Here is a 12402-nt window from a genome sequence, read left to right as displayed (position 1 = left end):
CGCGGCTACCAGGAGCCATCTGGTCAGGGGCCTGGTCAGGGACTACCGTAAGCGGCCATGGGAGCACAACGGGCCTCTGCCCAGGGCCTGTCCGCGGACACGCCGGACGGTTTCGGCGTTGCGGTGGTGCGCGAAGAGGGGCAGTGGCGCTGCGCGCCGATGGCCCGTAAATCGCTGCTGAGCCTCGCGGCTGCCGAGACCGAGCTGCGCGAATTGCGCAGTTCCGGGGCGGTCTTCGGCCTGCTGGATGTGGACGACGAATTCTTCGTCATCGTCCGGCCTGCGCCGTCGGGGACGCGGTTGTTGCTCTCGGATGCCACCGCGGCCCTGGATTACGACATCGCCGCCGAGGTGCTCGACAAGCTGGACGCCGACATCGATCCCGAGGATCTCGAGGACTCCGATCCCTTCGAAGAGGGTGACTTAGGGCTGCTGTCCGACGTCGGGCTGCCCGAGGCGGTCCTCGGGGTCATCCTCGATGAGAGCGACCTGTACGCCGACGAGCAGCTGGGTCGCATCGCGCGCGAGATGGGCTTCGCCGATCAGCTGTCGGCGGTGATCGACCGCCTCGGTCGGTGATCACTGACGAAGACCTGATCCGTTCCGCACTGGCGGTCGCCGCGACGGCGGGTCCCCGCGATGTGCCCATCGGTGCGGTAGTGGTCGGCGCCGACGGAACCGAGCTGGCCCGCGCGGTCAATGCCCGCGAGGCGTGGGGAGACCCTACGGCCCACGCCGAAATCCTGGCGCTGCGCGCGGCGGCCGAGGTACTCGGGGACGGGTGGCGGCTGGAAGGCGCCACGCTGGCGGTCACCGTCGAGCCGTGCACGATGTGCGCGGGCGCTCTGGTGCTGTCCCGCATCGCCCGCCTGGTGTTCGGCGCCTGGGAGCCCAAGACCGGAGCGGTCGGGTCGTTGTGGGACGTGGTCCGCGATCGGCGGCTCAACCACCGCCCGGAAGTGCGCGGCGGCGTGCTGGCGCAGGAGTGCGCCGCGCCACTGGAGGCCTTCTTCGCCCGCCAGCGATTGGGGTGAGGGGCATGCCGTTCGGTAAGCTGCTCGGCGGTGGCGTGTCCGAGCGGCCTAAGGAGCACGCCTCGAAAGCGTGTGACGGCTAAAACCGTCCGAGGGTTCAAATCCCTCCGCCACCGCCAAAGCTGTACGGTTGTTCGCGCAGCTAGATTGCTTTTTTGCGTTTGCTATGTGCTCGCTTGAGCGCTTGGTGAGCACATTTTGCGCGCATTCTCGCGTGAATAGTTGGCATGCAGCGTCGTCGCGACGGCATCCAAGTCGGTATCGAATAGGTCCGCATAGGTGTCCAGAGTGACCTTCGCCGACGTGTGCCCGAGCATCCGTTGTAGCGCCAGCACGTTCACCCCGGCGCTGATCGCCAGGCTCGCGCAACTGTGCCTCAAATCATGCGGAGTTACCTGCTGGACTCCGGCGCGCTTCACCGCGGCGGCGAACCACCCTCCTGACGACTTAGGGCGAGGCAGATAGCCGCCGCTTGGCGAGGGGAATACTAGATCGCCGGGGCCCTTCTCCTTGCACTGCACGGACAGTTCATCAAGCACGAATGTCGGCACTGGCACCGATCGCACTTTGCGGCCCTTCGTCTGTCCCACCGCATGGTCGACGCCGAGTTGCACCGCATTCTCGGACACCACCAGGCGCCTCTTCAGGAACTCGACATCACGCACCCTCAGCGCGATCGCCTCGCCCCACCGCAGCCCGCAGTAGGCCAAGACGAGCACCAGGGCGCGGTGCTGGCCGGATTCATCGGCCAGCCGGTGCACATCGTCGGCGCTCAGGTAGATATGCCGGCGTGCCGTCTTGCGGGGCAGGTTCTCCACGCCCTTGGCGGGATTAACCACGATCCGCTTCGCCTTCACTGCGGCGCCAAGGATGCCCGACAACACGCCATGCGCCCGAAGTACGGTGGTGGCGCCAGCCCCCTTGGTGCCCATACGGGCTATCCACGCTTCGACGTCGAGCTGGTCGACGTCGGCCACGCTGACCTTGCCCCACTGTGGCTTCACATGCACACGCCACGCGGACTCAAGCATTCGGTAGTGGCTCGGGGCGGTCGCTTGCTTCTTCCGAGTAAGCCAGTCAACAGCGAGCTCACCAACGGTGATCCTGCCCAGGGAGGGTGCAACGTAGTCGCCGATCGCCTTTTTGACCTCGACGTTGTTCGCCCACTGCTCGGCTGCGCGTTTGGTCTTGAACCCGCGCTTCATCGTCGTCCCGCGATCGGGTTTGCGGTATCGAACCATGTAAAGCGTTGCGCCGCCCCCAGTCTGATACTTCTCAACTGTCGCCATGGGCCAGCGCCTCCTGCAATTCTGCCTGCATCTCGCGCGAGATGCGGCCACGCTTCTGCTGGTTGGCCTCTGGGCCGGCCCGTCGGTCCCGCTCTTCGCTGAAAGTGCCCTGCCATAGCCGAAATGACACGGCCGCTAGACGGTCCCGGCTTACCTTCAGTCGCTGGGCCAGTCGGTCCTCTGCCAAGCCGGACCGTTGGCGTGTCTGCGCCAGTTCGGCCGCCGTCACGTCCGGATCCAAATAGCCATCCACCACTGCAGCGGCGAGGGCCGAGTCGACAACATTCTTGTACACCCCGTACGCGTCGGCTTCCGCTTCGCCCATCAGCTCGACAGGGTGCAGCGGCCAGGGGCGTCCGCGACAAACGCTTGCAACTACAGAGCCCAAGGGATCAGGGCCGTCGGGAGCAAGGACCACGTTCCCGTCGAACTGCACCAGGTCGGCCAGTGATATTTGACGGCCAACGGCAAGACCGCGTTCTTTCGCGTCCGCTTGCGCTCTTGACAGCGCCCAGCTGACTGCCAGAACCGTCCCGAAAGCTAATTCACGCCGACCTCTCTCGAAGTCACCAACTTTCGAGGCTGTCCAACGCAGACCAGCATCGCGCGCATAGTGCACGAACTGCTCTTGAGTCACGCCGAACTTTGAACGGATCGCCTGACAATTCCGACCGACTACCACTGCAAGCGGCTCACGCATGAGATGCACGATAACGCAGTAGTGCGTAGCTTGACAATGCCGAACTGATGTGTTTCCTTCATTAGTAGAAGTTACGCGGTTGTGCGTAGCCCGATGAAAGAGGAAGCGGATGCAGATCCCTGTCGACATCGACACCGCCACCCCCGCACAAGTCGCGGAGGTGCTTGACACAAGTGAGGCCGGCCTAGCGCAGATGCGCTTCCGTGGTACTGGGCCACGCTTCATCAAACGGGGGCGCCGAGTCTTATACCGCTGGTCCGACGTGCGGGAGTATTTGGCGGCCAACACAATCCAGCGCACGGATGACCCTCGTGGGGCAGTAGTCCGCTAATCCCTCTGACGTAAACCCATCCAAACCAGGCCACGCAGACTTGGAAGACAGACATGAGCCCACCGGGCCTGACGGCCGCCACTCCGTCAAAAGAAGATCGGCCCCCGCAGAACCAGGAGCCGACCAACGATCTTAGTAGCCACCACGCCACATCAACCGACATCGATTCTACCGTGCGATGCCGCCGCTGTCGCCGACCACTGTGGGCGCCGCTGTCGATCGCTAGATCAAGCGGCCCAACTTGCTGGCGTCATCGCCTTATTGAAGCCGTGGCGTTGTGAGCGCCTCAGTCTCACAGCAGGTCTCTTGGTCAGAAGTGCATCGCTTCCTGGAAGCCGTGCTGTCCCAAGCCAATGCCCGCCCGCTGCCGTGGGCCGGAACACCTCAGTGGTGCGCCATGTCGGATGGTGATCCGCGAAAGCTCTTAGCCCTAGCGGTGGCTGGAGAACATCATGTCCTTCGCGTCGAAGTCGCTCAGACAGCCCACGCTGAGGCCAGTCGGGCTATCGCAGCGGCCGCCGACTGGTCGGCCATAAGCCGCGAAATACACCAGCGCGACAGCTTTTGTGCGGATCGGCCCTGGCTAAAGCGGGCGGTCTCGTGATCGAGGACCGCGTCGAGGAACTCCTTGAGTGGTATGCCGAAGACAATCCAGACGGCGCTCAGTTGCTTGACGACATGCGGACATTCCTATCGCGATTCGTCGCGTACCCCAGCGACCATGCACTCACCGCCCACACACTCTGGATCGCGCACGCCTGGCTGATTGAGTGCTGGGAATCCACGCCACGCATTGCGTTCCTGTCGCCCGAACCGGGCAGCGGGAAGTCACGAGCACTGGAGGTCACAGAACCCCTTGTGCCGCGCCCGGTTCACGCAGTCAACACGACATCGGCCTATCTGTTTCGTAAGGTGTCCGATCCTGACGGCTTGCCCACCATCCTCTATGACGAAATCGACACAGTCTTCGGACCGAAGGCAAAAGAAAACGAAGACATTCGCGGAATGCTCAACGCAGGGCATCGCAAGGGTGCCATGGCTGGACGTTGCGTCGTGCGGGGCAAGACAGTCGAGACCGAAGAGCTTGCCGCCTACTGCGCCGTAGCGTTCGCAGGACTCGACGACCTCCCTGACACACTGATGTCGCGATCCGTTGTGATTCGGATGCGTAGGCGGGCACCTTCAGAGAAGGTCGAGCCGTGGCGCCACCGAATCCACGCCTCGCAAGGCCAGCAGTTAGCGGCGCGGCTTGGCGCCTGGTCTAACTCAGTGCGAGAGCAAGCCGTAGGAATGTGGCCTCAGATTCCCAACGGTGTCGAGGACCGCGCGGCCGACGTCTGGGAGCCGTTGCTTGCGGTTGCCGAGCTAGCCGGCGGCCAGTGGCCTCAAGTAGCCCGAGTAGCGGCTGTAACGCTTGTAACGGATTCTATGGGGAAGGCACCCAGCCTCGGAGTGCAACTGCTCCGCGACCTCCGAACCATCTTCAATCAGCATGGCGCCGAACGTCTCTCTACTGAAGTTGTTCTTACTGACCTCAAGGAGATAGAAGAGAGTCCTTGGGCAGTCATTCGCCGAGGCGAACCGCTTGACGCTCGCGGCCTGGCACAGCGGCTCAGGAAATACGGCATCAGCCCGGATCTTCAACGGGTCGATGGTCAAGTGCTACGCGGGTACACCCGTGGACAACTCACCGACGCTTGGGAGCGTTATCTAGATCCCCTGGGAGAGTCCCCCCAGGAAAGCGTTACATCCGCTACATCCGTTACCTTCGAGCCTCTGCGGGAAAACGCGCGTACCAAACCCAACGGCGAGATCCACAGATGCGACTGCGGGAATCAACTCATCACCCCGGAAGGCCGGGCAGCCGGGAAATGCAAGCCTTGCCGGACCGGAAGGCCTGACAAATGACCGACGTCACCTTCAGCCGCCGTAACGGCCACTACGGCATCCGGTTCGACTACAACCCCGTGATCGTCGACCTCATCAAGCGGACAGTTCCCAAGCACGCACGGAGCTGGAATGCGCACACAAAGGAATGGTCCGTCGATAGCGAATGGGCCGCGCCACTTTCGAAAGCAATGCGCGGCATCGGCTGCGAAATAACGGGACTGCACACGACATGCGAAGGGTGGGCCCACGGATTGTTCCGCCGCGTCGGCCCGAACCGCGCTCCGGCAGTGTACCGAGCACTGACGCGTGTGTTGCACCCCGATAACCAGGACACTGGCTGCCCGCAACTCCAACGCGAGTTAAACGACGCACGGCGCGAATTGGAGGCCGGATAAAGCCTGCTCTGGCCAGAAGACGACCGCACCGCAATGCCCGAAACAGCCTCCCAACAACATCACCCACCGAGGAGCAGAACCCGTGACAGATTTTCCCGTGCTCGACGCCCCGCGCACCTATGCCAATAACAGATTTGGGCGCTGGGTCTTAGACAGCTTCGGCGACGCCGAGCCATACCTCGACGAGATTGACTCGTGGGTCGCGATGCCGGTCCGGCTGGTTCACGACCAGGCCGCCGGTTGGCATTTAGAACTTGGCCCATATTCGCTCGGCGCCAGCGATATCGAGACACTGCGGGCTGCGATAGCCGCCTACGACCAAGCCACGCGCCCACTCGATCTAGGAGGAGCTGACGAATGACCGCCGCCGAGGCCGAGGATGACGCCGGCGGAGTGAATCACTGGCGCCCGGCTCACCGCGCCGAATGGAAAAAAGTAGTGGGGGATGCCCAACCGATTGTGGTGGTGAACGGCATCCGATGTCTGACCCGCAGAGACGATGTGGTGGCGGCGGCGACCCAACCCGAGACGTTCGCGAGGCCGCCCATAGCGGTTCTTGGTGAGATAGGACTGCCGATGGTACCGCTGTCATGCCCGCCAGCCGAGCACGGCCGATACCGCCAGGCGCTGCGTCCCTTGTTTAGCCCGAGTGCTGTCGCCGAACTGATGCTAGCGCTGCACGAGCAGGCAACAGCGCTGGTCGGCGCCGTCGTAGCCAAGGGCGAGTGCGACGCCATGGCCGACATCGCAAATCTGTACCCCGCGCAGGCCTTGCTGACTTTCTTAGGTTTCCCGCTCGCGGACCGCGACCGACTGATCGGGATGAGAGCCGCCGTCCAAAGAACCTGCGAGCTTCGAAACCGTGGCGAAAACACTGATTTCGCGCCGGTACGCGATCTGCTCGCCTACCTTTCTGGGCGGATTGAGGCCGAAGCGACCGATGAGCGGCTTGGGCGTCGAGGCGCCGAGGTTCTCTCACAGTTGCTTGCCGAACCCTTCAGCTACCCCGATGTCCTCGGGTTCTACACGTTGCTCGTGATCGCTGGACTCAATAACCCCGCCGCGGCAATTGGATTCGCGCTGTTGGAGTTAGCATGCAACCCGCAGTTACGGGCGCAGTTGCGTGAGCAGCCCGAACAGATGGCGTCGTTCGTTGACGAGATCGTGCGCCTTGATCCGCCGGTGACGTCGGTTGCCCGCGTCACCACCGAGCCGGTCACCATCGGCGGCCAGACGCTGCCAGCAGGCACGCGCCTGTCATTGCTGCTACAGCCGGCCGGCATGGACGGCGGCACCGACATGTCAATCGAGGGCGGCAAGGTGCGCCGAAAGCAGAGTTTTAGCTTCGGAGTCGGGCCGCGGCATTGCCTCGGCATCCATCTGGCCCGACTTGAGCTGCAAGTGATCCTGACCGAGTGGCTGCGCCGCATCCCCGACTTCGCGACCAAATCCGGCTTCGGCCGAGACGCCCCGGTTTTCACTGAAGGCACCAACAAAATGGCCGCACTGCCTCTGCGGTGGGAGGCCAACCAATGACCGACGAAAAGCGCCAAGTCGACTTTCGGACGGCTCTGTTACAGCTACGGCAGATCATGTCCGCCTGCGGCCGCCCGATCGGCGCCATGCTGGACACAAACCCGTCTGTGCCCGAAGTCGGGGCGATGAGCGTGCGACCCCGTAACGACACACTCGTTGCTCCAGGGACCGAGCAGTGGCAGCAGCTACCCCCCCGGCCGACTTTCCGGAGGCACCCGGGGGGCCTACTCGACCGTTCGTGCGTCAAGCTCCCCCCTCCCCGACGTGAAAACTGTGTACGAGCGGCGACGCCGGCGCTGTCCGGGACAGGAACTCGGCGGTGAGACTCAGAGGCCGCCGCCATCACATCGAGACTGCGGCTTGGGCCAGTAATGGTCGTGTGCAGCTCGAGTTGTGCGGTCTGCGATTCACCGCAACCCGTAATGAGGCGATCGAGTTGGCAAGCCAACTGGCGGCCGCGGCGGACGAGCTTGTGGAGGGGGAGTCCTGATGACCGCGGCCGAGCCCCCGCGCAGCACCCAGGCTGGCCGCCGGCCGAATAGCCTTGCTGGCGCAGTGCAGCGCCTCGACGTCGTCGCAGTCGACCCGGATCTGGTGCGGCTCGTCGTGTTTTGGCTCGGCAAGTACGCCGAAATGGCATCTCGACGGAATGGCTGCGTTCCGGCCGGACTGGTTGAGGCCCAACATGCACTCGCTGAAGCCGCGGTCAGCGTTGGTGACTCGCGCCAACGCGAGGAAAGCTGTTTAACCGCCGTCGAAACAATAATCTCTGGGTATGACGCCTGTGTGGACACCGCGACAGCCGCTGCGGCACTTGGATGTACAGCCGATAACGTCCGTGACCACTGCCGAAAAGGCAATCTCACGAGCCGAAAGGTCGGCCGCCAACACATGGTGACCGTCGAGAGCCTGGAGAGATGGCAAACCCGCATGAGCGAAGGGAACGGGGCCTAGATATGGAAATGATAGCCGTATCAGTCGAGGAACTTGCCGAACTAGCACGGATCGTTGACGTGGATCCGTCATCGGATTGGGAAACGATCAAGGCCGCCGCGGACAAGATCCTGGCGCAGGACGCCGCCAGGTGCGAAGCCGAAAGCCGCACGCAGGCCGAGAAAGTCCTTGAGTCCGAAGATCGGCGGCTAGTCGCTGCAGCGGTGAACGATGGTCGCCTGACAGCTAATAGCGCTCAACGCTGGCGTGAGGCACTCAAACGCGATCGCCCTGCCAATCGATTAGTGCTTGCGTCGTTGGCGCCCGGCATCAGACCGGATGGACAGATGGGCGCGGCCCCCGAGTCCGAACTGGAAGACGTTTACAACCGCCTTATGTCGCCGTGGCTCGGCCCGCAGTCCAAAAGCATTGCGTCAAGCCATCAGTCGTACTTCCACCGCCCCGCGACGTCGTCGCGCCCGTCCAACTCTGCAGAGATCCGCGGCCGCACGGAAACCGAGATCAACGAGGACCCAACCTATCGCGATGTCGCCTGGAAAATGGGGATTCGTGCGGGCTTGAAACCTCCGGAGGCCCGGTACTACAACATTCCAGCTGTAGCCGATGACTACACCCCGGCGCTGATCGAGAACGACGACGGCACCGCGTACTGGGAGCCAAAAGCAGTCCGAGGGAATTGAACCCGCATCAGGAGAAGAAAGGTTCGACTATGTCCGCCTACCGCGTAAAGGCGCCTCTGGTCCTCGTGCACGACCAGGCCGGCTCAATCAACTATCACTACCGCGATTGCCCAAACCTGGGCAGACCAACGAACTACGGCGACATCATCCCGTGGCTGTCCGACGATGAAGCCGAGTTCCTGCTCCGTAGTGGCATGGTCGAGCGGATCGAGCCAGCTGCGTCTGAAGCGGATCCGTTCAATGTCGACGCCGAACCATTGCACGAATGCCTCAAGGCCCTTGAGGACCTCGGTGTGGATTTGGCCGCTGGTGCGCCCACTGCTCGCACCGCCCTAAGGGATGGCGGTTTCCGCTTCGCCAATGACGTTGTCGCCGCGGCCGTAAAAGCCCGCAAGGACGCTGTCCGCGCGCTGTCCGGGACAGCCGCCTAATTAGCCCTCGCCCGCGCGCCGGCTACCTTTCTGTGGTGCGCGGACAGGCGGCACCAGCCGGCTCCGCTGCCGCGGTCGACGACGCTGGCGCGACCGGCTGGTGCCGAACACCCACCAACAACCAGGGAGTAAGAATGGACGACCATTACTGGGGCACCATGGCAACGCACCTGGCCATGGCTCGGTTAAGCGATACCCCACATCTCGTTACGCGCGGCGGACAGCTTGAATCGCGCTTCCGTCAACAGATTCACCAAGCTTGGCGCCAAGAACGGCACGGAGACGGCAGCACGGACATCATGCGGGTGCCGTTCTAGCGGAAGCGGTTACTGCGGATTGTGTCTACTTTGCTATCGACGCCCGCGCCCGCGCGGCAGACGTGGCGACCTACGCAGAGAGCTTTTTACGAACCCCGGGCCGCGTGGTCCGAACCTAGTGTCGAGTGCGTAGGCACCCGGCCCGGTGAACACCAGCAGAAAGAACGCCCAGCAGTACATGACCGCGAGTTCACCGCCGTTGCCGATCGGCCAGAACCCGTGCGGAAAATGTTGGGTGAAGTACGCGACAGCCATCTCGCCGGAGGCGATGAAAGCCGCTGGACGCGTGAACAGTCCAAGGCTGATCAAGATGCCCGTGATCAACTCGATCAACCCGGAAACCCACAAGAGCGAGCCAGTGTCCGCGACGGTATCCGCCGGCCGCCCGAACAGCAGGGACGTGCCGTGGCAGAGGAACAGAAGCCCGAAGAAGATCCGGAACAGGCTCAGGACTATCGGTGCACGCGGGTTGAGTCGGGTTTCCAGCCGTTGGGTCATGGGCTGACGATACGCAAGACGGCGCCACAGCGAGAGAGCAATGTATCGGCGGGCGACGCTCGAAAGCCGCTCCGCCGCAGGAAACACTCGCTACCAACCAATGATCCATAGTCCCTGGGCCGGCTGGGGCAGACTGGGTGTGTGTGTGAACTTCCGCTCATGCATCCCGTCGGCGGTCCTCAGCCCGCACCGGGCAACTAACCCCGTAAAGGAGGGGAACCCCGATATGCCCCCAACCGGTGTCAACGAGAAGTCGAAGGCCGCCGCGGCACTCTACGCACAGATCGAGAAGGAACTCGATGAGCTGGTCTCAAGTAGCGAGGACCAAACATATCGACTGCAGGAACTTGAAAAGATCGCCCGGATCTACGCGCACGTGGCGCATGCCCCGGTCATCCAACATTCTGGGTAGCGCCGCAACAACGGGGTCAGTTGCGCGCCCAAGTTCTCCCTCCGCGACCACGCACCCCGGCATAGGGGGCGGCCCGCCTTTTTCTTGAGGCCACCCCCTACCGGTCGACCATGGTCACCGATTTTTTTTACACAGGGCTGAAAAATCCAGGAAACTACGCGCATGTTTCCTACCCCTGAGCGTAAGCAGCTCCCCGAGCCTGCTGATGGCTCAGTGGTGAGGTTCATCAAATCCGGTTACGGGTTCGTGGCTGTCAGATCCGGCGACTGTTGGGAAACTAGCGCCACCCAGTCGGTCGGGTTCATTGACGAGGTGATGACTTGGAGTGACATGTGGCTAGCCGGACGGTATTTCGAACTGGCCACCGCGCTCGACGCAATAAAGCAACCTGCCGAGCGCGACAAGCGCCTGGTGGAGAAATCCGTCGTATGCTTCCGACTCGCAGATGAGCATTGGGCCGCGATCGCCTATCAGGGTTCGTATACGGGTTTTAAGCAGCGGGTCTGGTACACCACCCTGACCACGGCCGCCCGAAAGCGCGCAAAGCTGGCTAGCTGCTATGGCCAATGGGCCGAGATCATGCCCAAAGCTACAGACATTCAAGTCGTGACGTCATGGAAACCGCTACCTCCCCCTGAGGTTGCGGACAGAATTGGGGCAGTGAATCGAGGAAACGTAGGTTCGGGCGAGCCCCGAGTAGGCCGACGCAACCCTTGGACACCTCCCTTCTGACACTCGCGCCGACGCGAGCAGAAACCGATTGCGCCCCTTGTCCTTCTAGCGTTAGCGGTGACCGCCAGACGGGCAGAGGATGAGGTAAGCAATGAAGGTGTTGACCGTGCACACGGCCACTGAAGCCAATCGCGACTTCTTCCAGTGGGAGGTCGACGGCGAGATGCTTGTGGTGCCCGGCATCTGCCCATGGCGCGACCGCACCACCAGGGTCATGGTCCGCGACTTGGGAGTCAGCGAGGATGACCTAATTAGCGCTTGCCGCTACACCTTTGAATGCAGCGGCCACGACGACGAAACGTTCGATGAACCTCTGGAAGCGCTTGCCCGCGAAGTAGCGGCCGACGCGATAGTAGCCGCAGGCGCTTACCCGTGCGGAACCGTTCTGCGGCTGGTGCAGCACTGTGACGATAAGGATGGCTTCTCTTACGTACTCGATGACCTCGCGGAAAGCCCGAGCTGATGTGCAGGTTTGGCCGCGGTTTTCCGATGATGAGTGCGCTTGGGCACCCGCCGCCGAGGATTATTCCGGCCGTACCCTACGACGCCACCGGGGCTGGCTATGCGGGGACGTCAACATCCCCAACGTGGTCGCACACGATCGGCTCATCCGCAAAAGCTGTTGTCGCGCTGGTCAGTTCTTACACCAACTCGGGATCGCCGACACCGTCGGCGAAGGTCGGCAGTACATCAATGACCCTGCTAGGGCAACTGGGCACCTACGGGAGTTCCGTCTACAACCCAGGCGGCGGCTTCTACCTCTACCTCTACTTATTTGGGTTGATTAATCCGCCGACCGGCGCGCAAACCATCACTTTGACTAACAGTGGGGGCACCAGTTGGGAGACGGCCGCAGACTCTGTCTCCTACACGGCCGGGTCGAGCTTCGGCACCGTGACTACTGCTGGGCCCACAGCCAGCACGAGCGCATCCCAGACGGTTTCGTCCACCAGTGGCCGCGCACTTATCCAGGCGTTCACCGGGGGCGGCATGACATCAGGGGGCTTCACAGGCTATAGCCAAACTGTCCGCTACAGCGCCCTGTACGGCAGCAGTGTTAGCTTCCCGCTGGTGATCGGGGATTCACCCGGCGCCGCAACAGTAACCTTCAGCGCCACCGCACCGACCGGGACCAATTGGGGCGGAATAGCCGTCCCGCTCGTCCCGTAGCTGGGGGAAGACAGCCGCGCGGTGTCATAAGCG

General features: G+C 62.8%; 18 protein-coding genes and 1 tRNA gene. 16 read left to right on the top strand and 3 right to left on the bottom strand.

Annotated features, from left to right (window positions below):
* Positions 1–57 precede the first annotated feature (57 nt).
* From ACZYVJ_RS13565 to ACZYVJ_RS13555, 3 genes are all read left to right on the top strand, one after another.
* On the top strand, positions 58–579 hold the full coding sequence (locus tag ACZYVJ_RS13565; RefSeq protein WP_463831459.1) for a tRNA adenosine deaminase-associated protein: 522 nt from the start codon (positions 58–60) through the stop codon (positions 577–579).
* On the top strand, positions 576–1034 hold the full coding sequence (locus ACZYVJ_RS13560) for a nucleoside deaminase (RefSeq protein WP_463831457.1): 459 nt from the start codon (positions 576–578) through the stop codon (positions 1032–1034). Before ACZYVJ_RS13565 ends, ACZYVJ_RS13560 begins: the two co-directional genes overlap by 4 nt.
* A gap of 29 nt (positions 1035–1063) precedes the next feature.
* Positions 1064–1153: transfer RNA gene (locus ACZYVJ_RS13555), tRNA-Ser, on the top strand.
* A 45-nt stretch (positions 1154–1198) separates the two neighbouring features.
* Here ACZYVJ_RS13555 and ACZYVJ_RS13550 read toward each other — a convergent pair.
* Positions 1199–2323: a tyrosine-type recombinase/integrase gene (locus ACZYVJ_RS13550; protein WP_463831456.1), complete on the bottom strand. Its 1125-nt coding sequence runs from the start codon at positions 2321–2323 to the stop codon at positions 1199–1201.
* Positions 2310–3023 (bottom strand): hypothetical protein, encoded by a 714-nt coding sequence (locus ACZYVJ_RS13545; protein WP_463831455.1) that lies wholly within the window; start codon positions 3021–3023, stop codon positions 2310–2312. Before ACZYVJ_RS13545 ends, ACZYVJ_RS13550 begins: the two co-directional genes overlap by 14 nt.
* Positions 3024–3132: 109 nt before the next feature.
* On the opposite strand from ACZYVJ_RS13545, the gene ACZYVJ_RS13540 reads away from it, so the two are divergent.
* The 10 genes from ACZYVJ_RS13540 (at position 3133) to ACZYVJ_RS13495 (ending at position 9240) form a co-directional block, all read left to right on the top strand.
* Complete coding sequence (locus tag ACZYVJ_RS13540; protein ID WP_463831454.1) at positions 3133–3354, top strand: helix-turn-helix transcriptional regulator; 222 nt, start codon at positions 3133–3135, stop codon at positions 3352–3354.
* A gap of 53 nt (positions 3355–3407) precedes the next feature.
* Positions 3408–3635, top strand: a complete 228-nt coding sequence (locus ACZYVJ_RS13535) for a DUF6011 domain-containing protein (protein ID WP_463831453.1) — start codon at positions 3408–3410, stop codon at positions 3633–3635.
* Entirely contained in the window at positions 3632–3958 is a 327-nt protein-coding gene (locus ACZYVJ_RS13530) for a DUF2742 domain-containing protein (protein WP_463831452.1), read from the top strand. The genes ACZYVJ_RS13535 and ACZYVJ_RS13530 overlap by 4 nt, the downstream gene beginning before the upstream one ends.
* Positions 3955–5262: a DUF3631 domain-containing protein gene (locus ACZYVJ_RS13525; RefSeq protein ID WP_463831451.1), complete on the top strand. Its 1308-nt coding sequence runs from the start codon at positions 3955–3957 to the stop codon at positions 5260–5262. The genes ACZYVJ_RS13530 and ACZYVJ_RS13525 overlap by 4 nt, the downstream gene beginning before the upstream one ends.
* Positions 5259–5639 (top strand): hypothetical protein, encoded by a 381-nt coding sequence (locus ACZYVJ_RS13520; protein WP_463831450.1) that lies wholly within the window; start codon positions 5259–5261, stop codon positions 5637–5639. The genes ACZYVJ_RS13525 and ACZYVJ_RS13520 overlap by 4 nt, the downstream gene beginning before the upstream one ends.
* A gap of 82 nt (positions 5640–5721) precedes the next feature.
* On the top strand, positions 5722–6000 hold the full coding sequence (locus tag ACZYVJ_RS13515) for a hypothetical protein (protein WP_463831449.1): 279 nt from the start codon (positions 5722–5724) through the stop codon (positions 5998–6000).
* On the top strand, positions 5997–7175 hold the full coding sequence (locus ACZYVJ_RS13510; RefSeq protein ID WP_463831448.1) for a cytochrome P450: 1179 nt from the start codon (positions 5997–5999) through the stop codon (positions 7173–7175). Before ACZYVJ_RS13515 ends, ACZYVJ_RS13510 begins: the two co-directional genes overlap by 4 nt.
* A gap of 489 nt (positions 7176–7664) precedes the next feature.
* Complete coding sequence (locus ACZYVJ_RS13505) at positions 7665–8129, top strand: helix-turn-helix domain-containing protein (RefSeq protein ID WP_463831447.1); 465 nt, start codon at positions 7665–7667, stop codon at positions 8127–8129.
* 59 nt (positions 8130–8188) lie between these two features.
* The gene (locus ACZYVJ_RS13500) at positions 8189–8809 is read left to right on the top strand and encodes a hypothetical protein (RefSeq protein ID WP_463831446.1); all 621 of its coding nucleotides are present in this window, start codon (positions 8189–8191) and stop codon (positions 8807–8809) included.
* A 29-nt stretch (positions 8810–8838) separates the two neighbouring features.
* Positions 8839–9240, top strand: a complete 402-nt coding sequence (locus ACZYVJ_RS13495; protein WP_463831445.1) for a hypothetical protein — start codon at positions 8839–8841, stop codon at positions 9238–9240.
* Between the two features lie 350 nt (positions 9241–9590).
* Here ACZYVJ_RS13495 and ACZYVJ_RS13490 read toward each other — a convergent pair whose 3' ends face one another.
* Complete coding sequence (locus ACZYVJ_RS13490; RefSeq protein ID WP_463831444.1) at positions 9591–10055, bottom strand: DoxX family protein; 465 nt, start codon at positions 10053–10055, stop codon at positions 9591–9593.
* Positions 10056–10281: 226 nt separating this feature from the next.
* On the opposite strand from ACZYVJ_RS13490, the gene ACZYVJ_RS13485 reads away from it, so the two are divergent.
* From ACZYVJ_RS13485 to ACZYVJ_RS13475, 3 genes are all read left to right on the top strand, one after another.
* Positions 10282–10467 (top strand): hypothetical protein, encoded by a 186-nt coding sequence (locus tag ACZYVJ_RS13485; RefSeq protein WP_463831443.1) that lies wholly within the window; start codon positions 10282–10284, stop codon positions 10465–10467.
* A gap of 823 nt (positions 10468–11290) precedes the next feature.
* Complete coding sequence (locus ACZYVJ_RS13480) at positions 11291–11662, top strand: hypothetical protein (protein ID WP_463831442.1); 372 nt, start codon at positions 11291–11293, stop codon at positions 11660–11662.
* Positions 11663–11688: 26 nt separating this feature from the next.
* The gene (locus tag ACZYVJ_RS13475) at positions 11689–12369 is read left to right on the top strand and encodes a hypothetical protein (protein WP_463831441.1); all 681 of its coding nucleotides are present in this window, start codon (positions 11689–11691) and stop codon (positions 12367–12369) included.
* Positions 12370–12402: the final 33 nt, after the last annotated feature.

The sequence above is a fragment of the Mycobacterium sp. IDUB_3 genome (assembly GCF_055419585.1).
This window is presented reverse-complemented; position numbering and strand designations above follow the sequence as displayed.